At 66.5% G+C, this 15,382-nt stretch carries 18 protein-coding genes and 1 tRNA gene; 8 read left to right on the forward strand and 11 right to left on the reverse strand.

Annotated elements, in window-relative coordinates; all coding sequences use genetic code 11:
* Position 1: 1 nt before the first annotated feature.
* Complete coding sequence (locus tag IEY28_RS05255) at positions 2-1,639, forward strand: GMC family oxidoreductase (RefSeq protein ID WP_188995186.1); 1,638 nt, start codon at positions 2-4, stop codon at positions 1,637-1,639.
* On the opposite strand, the gene IEY28_RS05260 is transcribed toward IEY28_RS05255, so the two are convergent.
* Complete coding sequence (locus IEY28_RS05260) at positions 1,636-2,091, reverse strand: transporter (RefSeq protein WP_188995188.1); 456 nt, start codon at positions 2,089-2,091, stop codon at positions 1,636-1,638. The genes IEY28_RS05255 and IEY28_RS05260 overlap by 4 nt on opposite strands.
* A 57-nt stretch (positions 2,092-2,148) precedes the next feature.
* The gene (locus tag IEY28_RS05265; protein WP_188995190.1) at positions 2,149-2,847 is read right to left on the reverse strand and encodes a chemotaxis protein CheC; all 699 of its coding nucleotides are present in this window, start codon (positions 2,845-2,847) and stop codon (positions 2,149-2,151) included.
* A gap of 145 nt (positions 2,848-2,992) precedes the next feature.
* Here IEY28_RS05265 and hisC point away from each other — a divergent pair, with 145 nt between their 5' ends.
* The 4 genes from hisC to IEY28_RS05285 are packed head-to-tail and all read left to right on the forward strand — an operon-like array spanning position 2,993 to position 5,754.
* A complete protein-coding gene (gene hisC / locus IEY28_RS05270) occupies positions 2,993-4,075 on the forward strand; it encodes a histidinol-phosphate transaminase (protein WP_188995192.1) in 1,083 nt (360 codons plus the stop codon).
* On the forward strand, positions 4,072-4,578 hold the full coding sequence (locus IEY28_RS05275) for an adenylate kinase family protein (RefSeq protein WP_188995194.1): 507 nt from the start codon (positions 4,072-4,074) through the stop codon (positions 4,576-4,578). Before hisC ends, IEY28_RS05275 begins: the two co-directional genes overlap by 4 nt.
* Positions 4,575-5,183, forward strand: a complete 609-nt coding sequence (locus tag IEY28_RS05280; RefSeq protein ID WP_188995196.1) for a CDP-alcohol phosphatidyltransferase family protein — start codon at positions 4,575-4,577, stop codon at positions 5,181-5,183. The genes IEY28_RS05275 and IEY28_RS05280 overlap by 4 nt, the downstream gene beginning before the upstream one ends.
* A 43-nt stretch (positions 5,184-5,226) precedes the next feature.
* Positions 5,227-5,754, forward strand: coding sequence for a multiprotein bridging factor aMBF1 (locus tag IEY28_RS05285; RefSeq protein ID WP_188995198.1), 528 nt, complete (start codon positions 5,227-5,229; stop codon positions 5,752-5,754).
* On the opposite strand, the gene IEY28_RS05290 is transcribed toward IEY28_RS05285, so the two are convergent.
* Positions 5,751-6,356, reverse strand: a complete 606-nt coding sequence (locus IEY28_RS05290; RefSeq protein ID WP_188995200.1) for a response regulator transcription factor — start codon at positions 6,354-6,356, stop codon at positions 5,751-5,753. The genes IEY28_RS05285 and IEY28_RS05290 overlap by 4 nt on opposite strands.
* 64 nt (positions 6,357-6,420) lie before the next feature.
* On the opposite strand from IEY28_RS05290, the gene tpiA reads away from it, so the two are divergent.
* A complete protein-coding gene (tpiA, locus tag IEY28_RS05295) occupies positions 6,421-7,068 on the forward strand; it encodes a triose-phosphate isomerase (RefSeq protein ID WP_188995202.1) in 648 nt (215 codons plus the stop codon).
* A 13-nt stretch (positions 7,069-7,081) separates the two neighbouring features.
* On the opposite strand, the gene IEY28_RS05300 is transcribed toward tpiA, so the two are convergent.
* Positions 7,082-8,860: an ATP-binding protein gene (locus IEY28_RS05300; protein WP_188995204.1), complete on the reverse strand. Its 1,779-nt coding sequence runs from the start codon at positions 8,858-8,860 to the stop codon at positions 7,082-7,084.
* A gap of 145 nt (positions 8,861-9,005) precedes the next feature.
* On the opposite strand from IEY28_RS05300, the gene IEY28_RS05305 reads away from it, so the two are divergent.
* Positions 9,006-9,353, forward strand: a complete 348-nt coding sequence (locus tag IEY28_RS05305) for a hypothetical protein (RefSeq protein WP_166970312.1) — start codon at positions 9,006-9,008, stop codon at positions 9,351-9,353.
* 7 nt (positions 9,354-9,360) lie between these two features.
* Here the strand turns inward: IEY28_RS05305 and dinB are convergent, their stop codons facing one another.
* From dinB to IEY28_RS05340, 7 genes are all read right to left on the reverse strand, one after another.
* Positions 9,361-10,677: a DNA polymerase IV gene (gene dinB, locus IEY28_RS05310; protein ID WP_188995206.1), complete on the reverse strand. Its 1,317-nt coding sequence runs from the start codon at positions 10,675-10,677 to the stop codon at positions 9,361-9,363.
* A gap of 54 nt (positions 10,678-10,731) precedes the next feature.
* Entirely contained in the window at positions 10,732-11,253 is a 522-nt protein-coding gene (locus tag IEY28_RS05315) for a hypothetical protein (protein ID WP_188995208.1), read from the reverse strand.
* A gap of 217 nt (positions 11,254-11,470) precedes the next feature.
* On the reverse strand, positions 11,471-11,794 hold the full coding sequence (locus tag IEY28_RS05320; protein WP_188995210.1) for a DUF7964 domain-containing protein: 324 nt from the start codon (positions 11,792-11,794) through the stop codon (positions 11,471-11,473).
* Between the two features lie 281 nt (positions 11,795-12,075).
* Positions 12,076-12,256, reverse strand: a tRNA-Trp gene (locus IEY28_RS05325).
* A gap of 54 nt (positions 12,257-12,310) precedes the next feature.
* Positions 12,311-12,538, reverse strand: a complete 228-nt coding sequence (locus IEY28_RS05330) for a DUF5795 family protein (RefSeq protein ID WP_166970437.1) — start codon at positions 12,536-12,538, stop codon at positions 12,311-12,313.
* 38 nt (positions 12,539-12,576) lie between these two features.
* Positions 12,577-13,464: a DUF5794 domain-containing protein gene (locus IEY28_RS05335; RefSeq protein WP_188995212.1), complete on the reverse strand. Its 888-nt coding sequence runs from the start codon at positions 13,462-13,464 to the stop codon at positions 12,577-12,579.
* Between the two features lie 6 nt (positions 13,465-13,470).
* Positions 13,471-13,638: a hypothetical protein gene (locus IEY28_RS05340; RefSeq protein ID WP_188995214.1), complete on the reverse strand. Its 168-nt coding sequence runs from the start codon at positions 13,636-13,638 to the stop codon at positions 13,471-13,473.
* Between the two features lie 197 nt (positions 13,639-13,835).
* Between IEY28_RS05340 and guaB the strand changes: the two genes are divergently transcribed.
* Entirely contained in the window at positions 13,836-15,320 is a 1,485-nt protein-coding gene (gene guaB, locus IEY28_RS05345) for an IMP dehydrogenase (protein WP_188995215.1), read from the forward strand.
* Positions 15,321-15,382 lie beyond the last annotated feature (62 nt).

Genomic DNA, 15,382 nt, shown 5'->3' on the forward strand with positions numbered 1-15,382 from the left:
GATGGATCGGACGCCGGCATCACGGGCGGACGTTTGCGTCGTCGGCGCGGGGCCGGCGGGCGCGCTCGTCGCGAGCAGACTCGCCAGCGACGGCCACGACGTGGTCGTTCTAGAGGCCGGTCCACGGTTCGACTTCGCGGAGCGAGAGCGGCGGATGGAGGCGGCAATCCGGCCCGCCCACGACGGGTCAGTCTGGGATATGGGCGGCGAGCGCGACGCTTTCTCGGCCAGCGGCGAGCAGTACTATCCGCTCAACGTCGCTCGCGTGAAGGGCGTCGGCGGGTCGACGCTTCACTGGCAGGGGATGGTGATGCGCCTCCACCCCAGCGACTTCGACGGGGGCCACGACAACGACGACCCGGCGTGGCCCATCGACTACGACGACTTGCGACCGTACTACGCCGACGCCGAACGGGCGATGGGCGTGGCCGGCGACGCCGACAACCCGTTCGCACCGCCGCGGGACGGCCCGTACCCGCTGCCCGGGTTCCCGCCCTCGTACAGCGATTCGCTGTTCGCCGAGGCCTGCGAGTCGCTGGGCGTCTCGATGCACGGCGTCCCCAACGCTCGCAACTCGGAGTCCTACGACGGGCGGGGTCCGTGTGTCGGCTACGGCACCTGCCAGCCAGTGTGTCCGTCCGGCGCGAAGTACGACGCGAGCGTCCACGTCGAAGACGCCGAGGCCGAGGGCGCGACGGTCCTCGACCGCGTGCCGGTCCAGCGCCTCGAAACCGACGCCGACGGCCGTGTGAGCGCGGCCGTCTACGCGACGCCGGACGGCACCGAACACCGACAGGAAGCGCGCGAGTTCGTCCTCGCGGCGGGCGGCGTCGAGATCCCGCGCCTCCTCTTGCTCTCCCGTTCGGAAGACGATCCCGACGGCCTCGCGAACTCCTCGGGTCTCGTCGGGCGGTACTTCATGGATCACCTCTTTGCCGGCGCGGGCGGCACGCTGGACGAGCGAACGCGCCAGAATCACGTCGGCTTTCTCACCAGCGAATGTCACCAGTTCTACGACGACCCGGGACAGGCCGTCCGGCGAGTCGACGACGGTGAGACGGTCGTTCCGGCCACCGACGAGCCACTGTCGCCCATCAAACTGGAGTTCCTCAACTACGCCGGCCCGTCACCGGTGGAACTCGCCCTGTCAGCCGACGAGTGGGGCGATGCCCTGCTGGACGGTCTCAGAGACGCCTACGGCACCAGCATCGCGATGGGCGGACTGGTCGGCCAGCCACCGCGAAAGGAGAACCGGGTGACCCTCGACACCTCGACCACCGACGACCACGGCAACCCCGTGCCCGACATCCAGTGGTCGTGGGGACCACGCGCCGAGCGCTCCATGCGGCGGGCCAACGACATCCAGCACGCGATTCTCGGCGAGTTGGGCGTCGACGTCTCGTGGACCGCCGGCCCCGACGGCGAGGGGTCCGGCCCGGCCTACCATCACATGGGAACGACACGAATGGGCACCGACCCAGAGACGAGCGTCGTGAACCCGCAGTTACGGGCCCACGACGTCGAGAATCTCTCGGTGGCGTCCTCGTCGGTGTTCGTCACCGCCGGGTCGATGAACCCGACGCTGACCATCGCCGCACTGGCGCTGAAGTGTGCCGACCACGTCGGCGAACGGCTCTAGTAGTAGAGGCCGAGGATGGCGCCGGCGTTGACCAGCAGGAGGACGGCGACCAGCGACGCGCCCAGCAGGAACGGTCGGGCGTTACGGGCGGGTTCGCGGACTTTCTTCTGGGCGAACCCGTCGGCGAGTTTCGAGGCCCCGACTTCGACGAGGCCGGCCAGCGCGAACCAGAGGACGACCATCGTGACGACGAGGTGGCCGCGGCCGGTCCCGGTCAGCGACTCGGTGGTGTACCGCGTCGCCGCGAGGTGCCCGCCCGTGACGAACAGGAGCAGTGCGCTCGCCCGCGAGACGGTCTGTAGTTTCCCGGTTATCGCCGAGAGCGGACCGGGACGGGTGTCGCCGTCCATCGCCGTCGGGAGGACGGCGTAGGTGGTGAACAGGACGCTGCCGGACCAGAGGCCCGCGAAGAGAAGGTGTGTCGCGAAAATCGCGGCATCGACTGTGCTCATGCCCGTGGGTTGGACGCGGGCCTCTTGAACGCCCCGAAACAGGCAGGCGACGGTGCGTCAGGAGCCGTCGAACGCGTCCTCGAACGCCTGTACCTCGCTGGACGTGTCCAGTTCCTTTGCGTCCGGTGAGTCGACGCTCGTCGGTTCCCCCGTCTCGGCGTCGCGGTCTAACTGGTCGATGAGGTGGACGAACGACCCGGGGTCTGGGACGAGGAAGATACGGAGCGAGAAGGCCACGTCGCTGTCCGCGATGTCGACCAGCGAGTCGAGGACGATGGTCAGCGAGTCACGGCGGACGTGTGAGAGCGCGTCGTCGGCGACGGTCATCGCTTGGGCTTGCTCGATGGTTGGCGTCCCCATGTCGATGGTCGTCTCAAGCGTGTTCGCGATGCCGTCGATGAACCCGGAGGTGAGGATGTTACACATCTCCTGTAAGGCCGACTCGTGGAGTTGCGTGAACTCGGACTCGACGTCCATCCCGGTCATCAACTGGGCGATCTCGGCGGCCGTCTCCGTCGAGAACGTCATCATGAAGACGCCGTAGGGTGGTTCGGCGAGTCTGACGCGAGCGCTGTATATCTCGCCAGTACCCATCTCGGTGGGGATGTCGCCCGGTTGCACGAACGAGAGGCTCTTTATTTCGACGGACGCGTCGACCCCGGCCAGCGTCGAGAGAGAGTCCGCGACGCTCTCCGACCCCTCCTTGATGAGCCGGTTGATGACCGTCAGTTTGCGGATGTCGATGAGAAGTGGCATCGCCTACCGACACGTCATAGCACACCGTATTATTACTTTTCGGTGGTAGTGAACCGAATCCCAGCGGCGGTGTGCGCCCGACTGACCGCCTTCCCGGCCTCTGTAGGTGGGCACGCTTAAGCCGCCCCACCCGCTTGGCACATCCATGCAACCACGGGACCTCTCCGCTCACACTGTCTATAGGGCGGGTCGCGGTATCGAGGAAGTCGCCCGGGAACTCGGTCTCGACCCGGACGAGATGGTAAAGCTCGCGTCGAACGAGAACATGTTCGGCCCGAGTCCGCTGGCCGTCGAGGCCATCCGGGACTCGGCCGAGCGCATGCACTCCTATCCGAAGTCCTCCCACGCCGACCTCGTCGAGGCACTGGCGTCGATGTGGGACGCCGACCCCGAACAGGTGTGGTTGGGCAACGGCGGCGACGGGGCCCTCGACTGTCTCGCTCGCGCGATGCTGGAACCCGGCGACGAGGTGCTCGTGCCGAAACCCGGCTTCGCCTACTACGCGATGAGCGCCCGCTACCACCACGGCGAGGTCAACGAGTACACGCTCTCGAAGGCCGACGACTTCGCACAGACCGCAGAGACTGTGCTGAAAGACTACGACGGCGAGCGTATCGTCTATCTCACCAGCCCGCACAACCCGACCGGCGCGGAGTTCACCACCGAAGCCGTACGGACCATCGCCGAGGAGACGGACGAGGAGACGCTGGTCCTCGTCGACGAGGCCTACGGCGAGTTCGCCGACTCGCCGAGCAAGCGGCCCCTCCTCGACGAACGTGAGGACGTAGCGCTCCTGCGGACGTTCTCGAAGGCCTACGGCCTCGCGGGAGTCCGTCTGGGCTACGCCCTCGTCCCCGAGGAGTGGGCCGACGCCTACGCCCGCATCAACACCCCGTTCTCGGCGAGCGAACTGGCCTGTCGGGCCGGCCTCGCGGCGCTCTCCGACGACGACCACGTCGACCGCTCCGTCGAGACAGCAGCGTGGGCGCGCGAGTACATCCACGACGAACTCGCGGCCGATACGTGGGACAGCGCGGGCAACTTCGTGCTCGCCGAAGTCGGTGACGCCGCCGCCGTCGCCGAGGCCGCACAGGAACAGGGCGTCATCGTCCGCGACTGTTCTTCGTTTGGCCTCCCCGAGTGCATCCGCATCACCTGTGGCACAGAGGAAGACACCGAACACGCCGTCGCGGTCCTGAACGACGTCATCGAGGTGGTCGAGGCGTGAGAGTCGCAGTCACCGGGACGCCCGGGACGGGCAAGACCACCGCGACAGCGCGACTGGACACCGACCTCGACGTCGTCCACCTCAACGACGTCATCAAATCCGAGGGGTTCTCGACCGGCGTCGACGAGGAACGCGGGAGTCTGGTCGCCGACATGGACGCCGTCGCGGAGTGGCTGGACGGCCGCGACGACGTCCTCTTCGAGTCACATCTGGCCCACAACTTCGAGGCCGACCGCGTGGCCGTCCTGCGGGCCCATCCCGACACCGTCGTCGACCGCCTGCGCGGGCGCGGCGACTCGGACTCGAAGGCGTACGAAAATGCGGAGTCAGAAGCCCTCGACGTCGTCCTCTCCGAGGCCGTCCACCACCACGGCACCGACAGCGTCTACGAGATAGACACGACCGACCGGGACCCGGACGCGGTGGCCGACGCCGTCTCGGCCGTCGTCGCCGGCGAGGTCGAACCGAGCGCTGGCACCGTCTCCTACGTCGACTGGCTATGACGTTGGACAGGTTCCGCTCGGTCGCAGACCGGGCGCTCGGGCCGTTCGTCGGGGCCGCAAAGACCGTCGGTCTCTCGCCCAACGGCGTCAGCGTCCTCGCGTTCCTGCTCGCCGGGGCGGCCGGCGGCGTCTACGCCGTCGCCTCGCAGGACCCCCTGCTGTACCTCGCCGGGGCCGTCTTCGTGTTCCTGAACGGATGGCTGGACCTCGTCGACGGGGCGCTGGCCCGCGAGATGAACGTCGCCTCCGACGCGGGCGACCTGCTCGATCACGTGCTGGACCGCTACGCGGACATCGTCATCATCGTCGGCCTCGCGGCCGGCCTCGGTCGGTGGGCGCTGGGTATCGCCGCCGTCACGGGTGTCCTGATGACCTCGTACCTCGGCACGCAGGCGCAAGCAGTCGGCCTCGACCGCGTCTACGGCGGTCTACTGGGCCGCGCGGACCGACTCGCCCTCGTGGGAATCGTCACCGGTATCGCCGCGTTCGCGAACCCGACGGCACTGAACGTCACGCTCGTCGGGTGGCTGCTCGTCGTCTTCGCCGTCGTCGGACACGTCACCGCGCTCCAGCGGTTTTACTACTCGATGCAGGCGCTGGAGTAGGGGCAACGCACCATTTATACCGCGCCCTCTCCAACCCTGCGCTATGGTACAGTGCGAGATGTGCGGCAAGGAGGTCTCCGCTCCCAACCGTGTCAAAATCGAGGGGGCAGAACTCGACGTCTGCGACGAGTGTACTGACTTCGGGACCGAGGTGAAGACGCAGGACTCCTCGTCGTCTACGTCGACGAAGTACTCGACGTCGTCGAGTAGTTCCGGGGGGTCGTCCTCGTCGTCGAGTTCGTCGTCTACCTCGTCGAGCGGCGGCCGACGCCGGGACATGTTCGACGAGATGGACGAGATAGCCCAGGACTTCGACGACCAGATTCGACAGGCCCGCGAGTCGGCGGGGCTGAGCCAGAAGGACCTCGCCCAGCAACTCAACGAGAAGGCGAGCCTCATCCGAAAGCTCGAACAGGGCAACTCGCTCCCCAGCGACGACGTGCGTACGAAACTGGAACGCGCGCTCGGCATCGACCTGAGCGCGGGCGGCAGCACCGACGAAACCGAGTGGTCCGGCGGTTCAAGCAGCGGCGAGTACACCCTCGGCGACGTCGTCGAACGGAAAGACTAGAGACGCAGATCCTTCTCTTCGACGTCTAACTCGGCGGCCAGCGTATCGACCCGTTTTTCGATGTCGGCGATCTCCGACTGGAGTCGTCGATACTGTTCGCTTCCGTCGAGTTCGGCCTGGGTCTTCTCCACCTGCAGGACGTTTCGCTTCAGTTTCCGGGACGTGAGCCGCTGGAGTTCTTCGTTGTACGTCGCGATTTTGTCGAGTCGGTCGACGACGTCGGTCAGGTCCTCGCGTGTGACCGGCTTTACGAGGTAGTCGTCGACGCCCATGTCGATGATGTCGAAGTCGGGATTGACCGCTGTCACCATGGCAACCCGACAGTCGAGGCTCCGCTCCTCGATCTCGGCGAGCACCTCGTTGCCGGAGACGACCGGCATCCGACGGTCGAGCAAGACGACGTCGACGGTGGGTGAGAGCATCTCGATGCCCTCCTCACCGCTGTATGCCGTCTCGACGTCGAACTGGTCCGAGAGGTAGTCCGTATAGAGGTCGGCGAGGTGCTGTTCGTCTTCGACGATGAGTACGGTCGGCGTCTCGTCCTCGGAGGTCACGACTTGTCTCTGCGGGTGTTTACAGTCCAGTATCTTAACCCCACTCATCCGTCGTTCCTGTGGTGCGTACGCTCTCGCAACCTATTTGCCGGCGGGCCCCGGTGGATGGTGTATGTTCGTCCTCGTCAATCTGAAGGCGTATCCGTGCGACCCAATCGAAGTAGCGACCGCCGCGGCCGACGTCGCCGACGATTCCGGCGTCCGTATCGCCGTCGCGCCGCAGGCCGCCCACCTGAGTACGGTGGCCGAGACGGGCGTCGAGACGTGGGCCCAGCACGTCAGCCCCAACGAACACGGGAGCCACACCGGCAGTACGCTCGCCGAGGCCGTCGCCGACGCCGGCGCGGCCGGGACCATGCTGAACCACTCCGAGAACCGTCTCAAACTCGCCGACATCGACGCCTCGCTGGACGCGGCCGAGCGCGCCGACCTCGAAACCATCGTCTGTGCGAACAACCCCGACCAGATCGGCGCCGCCGCGGCGCTGGGCCCCGATGCCGTCGCCGTCGAACCGCCGGAACTCATCGGTACCGGCACCCCGGTCAGCAAGGCCGACCCCGACATCGTCACCGGCGCTGTCGACGCCGCGGCACGCGTCGACGGTGACGTCGACGTCCTCTGTGGCGCCGGTATCTCGACGGGCGAAGACCTCGTCTCCGCCTCGGACCTCGGCGCGAGCGGCGTGCTCCTCGCGAGCGGCGTCGCGAAGGCCGACGACCCGCGGGCCGCGCTCGAAGACCTCGTCGCACCGCTGAACTAACCGTCGAACGCGGTCACGCCTCGCCGTGACCGTCGAGTACGTCGCGTTCGATTCGCGTGGCGTAGTCTTCTATCGTCGACTCGTCGAGCGTCTCGTCGCTCTCCTCGCTGACCAGCGCACGGAGTCGGTAGTCGTACTTCCCGCGACCGACGTGTTCGACGAGGCCGCGGAGCCGTAGGGTCCGGTTCCGGGCGTACGCGGCGGTTCGGTCCCCGTCCCCGCCGGCGGAGAACTGGGCGTTCAGCGGCGTGCCCGGCCCGTGTTCTCGGTAGTAGGCCAGCATCCGCAGCGTCTTGTCGCTCATCTCCGCGAGGTCTGCGACGACGTCGGCGACGACGGCGGGCCGGTCGGTCGCGTCGCCGTCTGCCGGGTCGTCCCCGCTCTCCTCGTCCTCGACTGCAGCCATCGCCGCCGCGAGGGCCGCGTCGGCGTCGCCGTCGTCCTCGGCGTGTCCGCTCGTCGCTGTGCCGTTCGTCGACGCGCCGTTCGCCGACGCACCGTTCGCCGCCGGCGCGGACCCGTTCGTGGCGACGCCGTCGTCGCTCCCGCCGTTCATCGCTACGCCGTCGTCGCTGAAGGCGCTGAACGCGTCGCCGAACCCGCCGCCCGACGTGGCGTCTGTCTGTGCCTCGTCTGTCTGTGCCTCGTCGGCCTGTACCTCGTCGGTTCCGTCCTCTGATGGTTCTGAGAACCGCTCTCGCTGCCGACGCATCTCCTCCTGTGCGGTACGACCGGGGTTGTAGCCCTCGACGTGGCCCACCAGTGCCTCGGTGAACTGCTCGGCCATCCGTTGAAGGTCTCTGGCGTCTTGCAGTTCGGTTTCCAGTTCGGCGATGCGTGAGTTCTTCTTGTCCAGTTCCTCGCGGAGTTCGTTGATGCGGTTCTCCGTGGCCTGCTTCTCTTCGCTGATGGTCTCCAGTTCCGAGACGAGGTCGTCGCTGACGGACTTCAGTTCGGGCCGCTCGAAGTCGTCGAGGCCGGGCGTGGCACCCGCGTCGAACGTCTGCTTGCGGTGGAACTGGACCCGGCGGACCTGTTCGGCCCAGTCGGTCATCATGAACGCTTCGCCGTCGTCTAAGTCCTCGACGGCGTCGGCGTAGTTGTTGTCGAGGATGCGCCCAACGACTTTGGTGTCGTTGTTCCACGTGAGTCTGTGCCACACCAGCCAGTCGCACTGGGTGATGTAGTCTTTCTTGACGTCGGCGGGTCGCTGGCTGATGCCGACGATACCGAGGCCGTGTTTGCGACCCCGCTTGCCGATTTTGATGAGCATCTTCCCGACTTCGCCCATCCCGCCCTTCTCGGGAATCCACTCGTGGCACTCCTCGACGAGCATCAGAAACGGCTGCTTTTGCTTCTTCGCCTTGGCGAACAGTTGTCTGGCGACGGCCGTCAGCAGGGCCTCTGCCTCCTCCTCGTCTAGAAACGACGAGACGTCGAGGATGATGGGGACGTTCTGTTCGAGGGCCAACGACGCTATCTTGCCCGCGTGTTCCTCGGTGACCTGTATGTCACACTCCTCGTCGCCGCCGACGTGGAGGATCTCGTACTCCTCTTTCAGGCCGTAGTACTCGCCGTCGATATCGACGATGAGGAGGCCAAAGCCGTTGTCCAGCAACTTCTCGGCGACGACGCTCGCCGTGTTTGACTTCCCCGACCCGGACTTGCCGGTGATGAACCCCCGCCCGGTCAGCAGTTCGACCACCGGAATATCGACGGACTGACCCGGGTCTTCGGTGCCACCGGGACCCGCGCTCGTGTCCGCGACGGTGATGTGTTCAGTCTCTGCCATGCGTTCTTGTCGGGACTGAGCATCTCACTGCCCATAACTCTCCGTCAGACGCCAGTCAGCCATTCGACCAGTCGTATCGGTGAGAGGTGAGCAAGGGCTATTGTGCTGGCCCTCCTCCGTGCCACCGAGTGGCAGTAACGACCACATGACCCGCTACGACACCCACGTCGAGGACGGCATCGTCTACGTCGGCACGGGCGACGGGCCACTGGAGGTGGCGCCGCTCTCGGACGTTCTTGCCGCCGTCGGCGGCCCGGCGTGGACGATTACCTACACCGACGCCGAGAAAGATCGGTACCCCGAGATGGAGACGGACGACGAGGGACTGGTCGTCGACGTGGTGGATATGCTCAACGCGATGACCCATAGCGAACAGTTCGTCCAGACGCTCGCGGCCCATCCGACGACAGTACCCGATGCAGACACGATATCGCCGCGCGCGGGACTGTTCGTCGGCAAGTTACTGGAGAACTTAGAGAACGGCGTCGCCTGAGACCCGGTCAGTCGAAGTCGTCGAGCGACACCTGTCCGTCGCGGTTCGCCGACGACGCGTCCTCGTCTCGCCCCGTCGGTGTGTCGCCGAACTCGGTGAGGGAGACCTGTCCCTCCCAGTCGCTCTCGGGTGCCGCTCCGTCCGCCGTCGTCTCGCTGTCGCCCGCCGACGCGTCCGCCCCGTCGAAGCCGCTGAGACGTGCCTGTTCGCCCACCGAGAAGTCTAAGTTCGAGACGCGGACGCCGACCTTCCGGACCGCGGCGTCCTCGAACTCCGTCAGCAGGTCCAGCGCCACCGACTCGACGAGGTCCGCGTCGTCGACCGGACCGGGCAGCGACCGCGCGCGGGTGTTCACGTCGAACGGCGGTTCGACGACCTTGATGCCGATAGTCTGGTAGCGGGCCTCTTTGCGATGGGCACGGTCGGCGACGGCCGACGCGAGCGTTTCGATTTTCTGGCGCTTCTGGTCGGTGTCTTCGACGGCGTCGGTGAACGCCGACTCGCGCGAGAGACTCTTCGGGTCGCCCTTCGGCGTGACGGTTCGCGTGTCCTCGCCACGGGCGTAGCGCCGTATCTCCAGCCCTCGCTCGCCGAATCGCTCGGCGACCGTCTCCGGGTCGGCCGCGGCGAGGTCCCCCGCCGTCTCTATGTCCAGCGCCGCGAGTTCACGGGCCGTCACCGGGCCGACGCCGTGGACTTCCTCGACCGGGAGGTCGGCGAAGAACTCCCGGACTTCGCCGGGCCCGACGACGACGAGGCCGTCCGGCTTGTCGTAGTCGCTGGCGACTTTCGCGGCGCTCATCGTCGGCGCGACGCCGACGCTCGCGACGACGCCCACCGCCGACTCGATGGTCGACTTCAGCGTGTCGGCCCACGACTCGGCCTCGTCCCACGACACGTCGTCGGTGACGTCTAGGTACGCCTCGTCGATGCTGACCTCGCGTACCATCTCGGCGACGTCGTGGAGGACGTCCTTGACCTCGCTCGCGACGGCCTCGTAATGGTCCATGTCCACCGGACGGTAGTATCCCGCCTCCTCGACCGACATCTCGGGGTCTTCGGCGGCTTCGACTTTCCGAGGGAGCCGTTCGAGCGCCTCCGAGATAGCCATCGCCGACTCCACACCGAACTCCCGTGCTTCGTAACTCGCCGTCGCGACGGCGCCGTGGGCCTCCCCGTTCTCGTAGCCCATCCCGACGACGAGCGGTTCGCCTTCGAGGGCGGGTTCCCGTCGGCGTTCACAGGCCGCGTAGAAACAGTCCATGTCGACGTGTGCGACCACTTGGTCGGTCGCCGAGGTCCCGGGAAGCCGCGCGGCGTCCATGTTTGAGGGTACACACGCGGGCCCAAAACGTCTCCGCCCGACGACGAGTCGCGGTCACTCGGTGTCAGAGTCAGAGACGTACACGCGCGTCAGCCCGGCGAGCCGGTCGAGGTTCGCGCGAAGCGCCGCCGCCTGTTCGTCCGTCACTGCGGGCGTCAGCGTGACCGTAACTTGCCCGTCGAACGGGTGGGCCTCCAGTTGGCTCCGGGCCTCGAAGAGACGACCGTAGCCGTCGCTCCCCCACTCGACGTCGGTCTTGAACACCATCGCGCCGAAATCGCGGCCGTAGTTCGCCTCGGCCTTCGTAGAAAGCGTGTCGAGTCGCTGGCCGATGGACGAGAGTCCACGGGTGTCTGGGAGTGCCAGCAGGACGTCGGTCACGGGGTAGGCCGGCTCCGCCGCGAAGTCCAGTGCGTACGCGCCCGGGTGGCGCTCCAGTTCCGGGCCCTCCCTCACTCGATAGGCGACGAGTCTGGGCAGGCCCCCGTCGTACAGGTGAGCCTCGACGCGCGGGGCCATGCCGGCCCCTATCGGCGGCGTCTCGCCGACTCTGAGAACCGCGGCCAGTACACTCATGCGTACGAGGACACGCGACTGTCACCTCAACCTATCGTCGCGGTAAAACGAAGCGACGTCGGCGGGGTGGCCTAACCCGCCGACGACAGTTGGCCGCCGATGCCAATCCCGGAAGCTACAGCGGTCGTTCCCGCTGGGAGCTCGGGGGCTCCATGCTAACGTTGCACACTATCCCACTTCAACCTTACTCAGACAGAGTGACAAGTGACGGGCCGTATCAGACGACGTCGTCGAGTTCGACGGTGCCTTCGTCGACGTCGTCCCAGTCGTCGCCCATCCACTCACGGAGACGGTCGGTGACGCCTGCGAAGTCGTCGCCGTCTTCGAACTGTTCGACGAGTACCCACTGTTCCCCGGGTCTGTCGAACCCGAGACTGTAGCCGCGTTCGCCCTCGACGATGACGACGAACGCCGTCACGATGTCGAGGTCCGGGAAGAATCCGACCGGCGCGACGCCGTACTCGTCGTGCTGGGCTTCGAGAGCCTTGACCTCCGCCGTCGACAGCGGTCGCGCCGGGAGTGAGTCCCTGATAGTGGTCATCGGTTCACTGTCGCCACGAGACGCCCAAAGCGATTTCGGGACTGGAACACCCCTTCGCTTTGGGACCGACTCGGCCGTCTTTCCTTCGTAGCCAGCGGCCCGGGACCGCCGCTGGAAGGCGTTTTCCGTCCCCGCCGCCGGCGCGACGGCGTACTTCGGCTTGCCACGCTGAGGACGTGCTTCGGTATCTGAATACACCCCCTCGAAACCGCGACACTGATAACATCGGGAAGCGAGAGACACACCGCAGTCTTGCGGTTGTAGGTGTTTGAGTAAGGGAGTGGGGTCGGAGGGATTTGAACCCCCGATCGGCTGATATCTCCGTCCTGTGCCTCGGAACTCCAGAGGGTCATCGTCGCGAACCGATGATCAGTCGGTCGCTCAGTATATCAGCCCTTGGAGTTTCGTCCCAGGCACGTGGCCTCTGGAGTCAGCCGCCTTCCCGGACTAGGCCACGACCCCGCACTCCGTCGTTTACCGAGTTACCGTAAAGGGATTTCGATTGCCCGCCGGTGTTCAGTCCCGGTCGGTGTCGGACCAGTCACACTCTTGGCACTTGTAGCCGGTGACGAACTCCAGCGCCGAGGGCATATAGCCCACGGAGACCACGTTCTCGCCACAGTCCGGGCAGTCGCGGTCGGCGTCTTCTATCGGTTCTGCGTCCATCACGCTCTCGCCTTCGATGAGTTCGGCGAGGCTCTCGGGGGTCTGCATCCGTCCCTGAACCACGCGATTGTCGGCCATATCGGAACGGAGAGCGTGAGACGCCTAAGCGTTCCCCCTCAGAGCCACGGCGCGCGTTCTTGGTCCGGATCGTACTCGACGGCGGCGCCGTCGTCGGTTCGCTCGTCCGCCGCGACGCCCTGAGAGGCCCCGCCGTCGGCGAACGCGGCCGTGAGGTCGATGCTGTCGGGGCGGTACTCGCTGTGTCGCTCGCGGGCGTTGTCGGGGTCGAAGGATAGTACCGCCGTGACGGCGAGGACGGCGAGTGCGACCGGTGCCGTCGTCGGCATCAGTCCCAACACGGAGAGTGCGAGGACGCCCAATGCGACGGCGCTCCCGAAGCGGAACCGGTCGATGTCGACGGCGTTGCGGAGCCACGGACTCGCCAGTGCGACGACGAGGGCGAACCCGACGCCGATGCCGGCCGTCGCCGCGGCGCGGGCCATCGTCGCCACGTCGGCCGCGACGACCAGCGACGCGCCCGCGGGGTCGAGGCTCGCAAGCAGACCCAGTCCCACGATGATAGCGGGCCGGGGCAGCACTTCGCCGATGCGGGCGCTCGCCGTCTGGGCCGCGATGGCCATGATGACGATGCCGGCAAAGCGCTCGAAGATGGCCAGACGAACGATTCCGGCGATAGTCGGTGCGATGGCCGCTTCGAGGACGGCGACGGGGAGCAACAGCGCACCGATCAGCAGGACCGTCTTGGCCTGTTCGCGAGGGCCGCCCTCCATCTCTGCGAGGACGACGGCGACCATCGCGGACCCGCCGAAGACGAGCAGGCCGACTTCGAGCATCCCGGTCCACGTCGTAAGCGCGCCCGCGAGGACGAGGACGGGGAAGATGCCGTCGACGAGCGGGAGTCCCATGACCGTCGCCAGCAGGCGACCGCCACGACCGACGCGTCGCTCTATGTCGAGTGCGACCGGATGTCTGGAGCTACTCATCGCGAGTTACGGACGGGGATGCCCCTGTTCCCGATGGGTGTCTACGGCGCCGACCCGACCGACGGTCGATTGCCACCCCTTCGACTTCCCGAAACCCACCCAAAATGTGTTCGACGCCGTCGAGTACGTCGATTGCAGGCCGCTGGCCTCGGGGGTGGATTCGGTGAGACGCATGTCTATAACTATCTTTCACCGGAGTATAAGCGTTGTGTGAGATTCGACCCCACACCTCGTGAAACGTGCGAATCAGCCCCACACAACTGGACAGTCGTCCCGCGACGACGCCGAAGACCGGACACCCCAGTGTGGCACCCCGACCCAGTCTCGGCCAGTCTCGCAACGTTTTTGCCCGGCCGTCGTGGACGGCTTACATGGCGAACGATTCCGATCCTTTCTCCGAGAAACTCCGCGTTCCGGAGGCGCTGACCTTCGACGACGTACTGCTGCGACCGAAAGAATCCCGCGTCGAACCCGACGAGGCCGATACGACGACACGCGTCTCGAAGAGCGTCCAGGTGAACGTCCCCGTGCTGACCGCCGCGATGGACACCGTCACGGAGAGCGACATGGCGATCGCCATGGCTCGACAGGGTGGTCTCGGCGTCCTCCACCGCAACATGGACGCCGACCAGATGGCCGCCGAAATCGAACGTGTCAAGCGCGCCGACGAACTCATCATCCGCGACGTCGTCACCGCGAGCCCCGAACAGACGGTCAGTGAAGTCGACGAGATGATGGACCGGAGCGGCGTCTCCGGCGCCCCCGTCGTCGACGACGAGAGCGGCGAAGTACTCGGTATCATCTCCGGGACCGACATCCGTCCGTACCTCGAAGTCGGCGAGTCCGACGCCGTCACCGAGGCCATGACCGACGAAGTCGTCACGGCCCCCGAGGACGTCACCCCCCGGGAAGCGCTCGAACTGATGTACGACCACAAGATAGAGCGCGTCCCCATCGTGGACGACGAGAACCGCCTCGTCGGCCTCGTGACGATGAAGGGCGTCCTCCAGCGCCGCGAGTACGACGAGGCCGCCCGCGACGAGAACGGCAAGCTGCGCGTCGGGGCAGCCGTCGGCCCGTTCGAAGTCGACCGCGCACAGACCGCCGACGACGCTGGCGCGGACATCCTCTTCATCGACTGCGCTCACGCGCACAACGCGAACGTCATCGACAGCGCCCGCGAAATCAAGGCCGAGGTCGGTGCCGACGTCGTCGTCGGCAACATCGGCACCCGAGAGGCCGCCGAGGCCGTCGTCGACTTCGCCGACGGCGTGAAGGTCGGTATCGGCCCCGGCTCTATCTGTACGACGCGCGTGGTCACTGGCTCTGGAATGCCCCAGATTACGGCCGTCGCACAGGTCGCAGACGTCGCCAGCCAGCACGACGTCCCGGTCATCGCCGACGGCGGGATTCGCTACTCCGGTGACGCGATCAAGGCTATCGCGGCCGGTGCGGACGCCGTGATGCTCGGGTCGTACTTCGCCGGCACCGACGAGGCACCGGGCCGGGTCATCACGATGAACGGTAAGAAGTACAAGCAGTACCGGGGCATGGGCAGCGTCGGCGCGATGAACGAGGGCGGCGGCGAGCGCTACCTCAAAGAAGAGGACGAAAACGAGGAGTACGTCCCCGAGGGCGTCGAGGCAGCGACGCCGTACAAGGGGTCGCTCGCCTCCGAACTCCACCAACTCGTCGGCGGGATGCAGTCCGGGATGGGCTACGTCGGTGCCGAGACGATTCCGGAGTTCAAAGAGCGCTCGGAGTTCGTCCGCGTCTCTGCGGCCGGCCAGCAGGAGAGCCACCCCCACGACGTGATGATTACGGACGAAGCGCCGAACTACAGTCCCGACAACTGACTCGGCGCTCAGCCTCCGATCGAGACCGGGTCCGTTTGTTCGCCGGCGGGGTCCGTTACGAG

Origin of the sequence: Haloarcula pellucida, from assembly GCF_014647235.1 — an archaeon.
GTDB lineage: Archaea > Halobacteriota > Halobacteria > Halobacteriales > Haloarculaceae > Haloarcula > Haloarcula pellucida.

Coding starts and splice junctions, on each gene's coding strand:
- IEY28_RS05255 (WP_188995186.1), top strand. CDS start 2: ATGGATCGGACGCCGGCATCACGGGCGGACGTTTGCGTCGTCGGCGCG.
- IEY28_RS05260 (WP_188995188.1), bottom strand. CDS start 2,091: ATGAGCACAGTCGATGCCGCGATTTTCGCGACACACCTTCTCTTCGCG.
- IEY28_RS05265 (WP_188995190.1), bottom strand. CDS start 2,847: ATGCCACTTCTCATCGACATCCGCAAACTGACGGTCATCAACCGGCTC.
- hisC (WP_188995192.1), top strand. CDS start 2,993: ATGCAACCACGGGACCTCTCCGCTCACACTGTCTATAGGGCGGGTCGC.
- IEY28_RS05280 (WP_188995196.1), top strand. CDS start 4,575: ATGACGTTGGACAGGTTCCGCTCGGTCGCAGACCGGGCGCTCGGGCCG.
- IEY28_RS05285 (WP_188995198.1), top strand. CDS start 5,227: ATGGTACAGTGCGAGATGTGCGGCAAGGAGGTCTCCGCTCCCAACCGT.
- IEY28_RS05290 (WP_188995200.1), bottom strand. CDS start 6,356: ATGAGTGGGGTTAAGATACTGGACTGTAAACACCCGCAGAGACAAGTC.
- tpiA (WP_188995202.1), top strand. CDS start 6,421: ATGTTCGTCCTCGTCAATCTGAAGGCGTATCCGTGCGACCCAATCGAA.
- IEY28_RS05300 (WP_188995204.1), bottom strand. CDS start 8,860: ATGGCAGAGACTGAACACATCACCGTCGCGGACACGAGCGCGGGTCCC.
- IEY28_RS05305 (WP_166970312.1), top strand. CDS start 9,006: ATGACCCGCTACGACACCCACGTCGAGGACGGCATCGTCTACGTCGGC.
- dinB (WP_188995206.1), bottom strand. CDS start 10,677: ATGGACGCCGCGCGGCTTCCCGGGACCTCGGCGACCGACCAAGTGGTC.
- IEY28_RS05315 (WP_188995208.1), bottom strand. CDS start 11,253: ATGAGTGTACTGGCCGCGGTTCTCAGAGTCGGCGAGACGCCGCCGATA.
- IEY28_RS05320 (WP_188995210.1), bottom strand. CDS start 11,794: ATGACCACTATCAGGGACTCACTCCCGGCGCGACCGCTGTCGACGGCG.
- IEY28_RS05330 (WP_166970437.1), bottom strand. CDS start 12,538: ATGGCCGACAATCGCGTGGTTCAGGGACGGATGCAGACCCCCGAGAGC.
- IEY28_RS05335 (WP_188995212.1), bottom strand. CDS start 13,464: ATGAGTAGCTCCAGACATCCGGTCGCACTCGACATAGAGCGACGCGTC.
- IEY28_RS05340 (WP_188995214.1), bottom strand. CDS start 13,638: ATGCGTCTCACCGAATCCACCCCCGAGGCCAGCGGCCTGCAATCGACG.
- guaB (WP_188995215.1), top strand. CDS start 13,836: ATGGCGAACGATTCCGATCCTTTCTCCGAGAAACTCCGCGTTCCGGAG.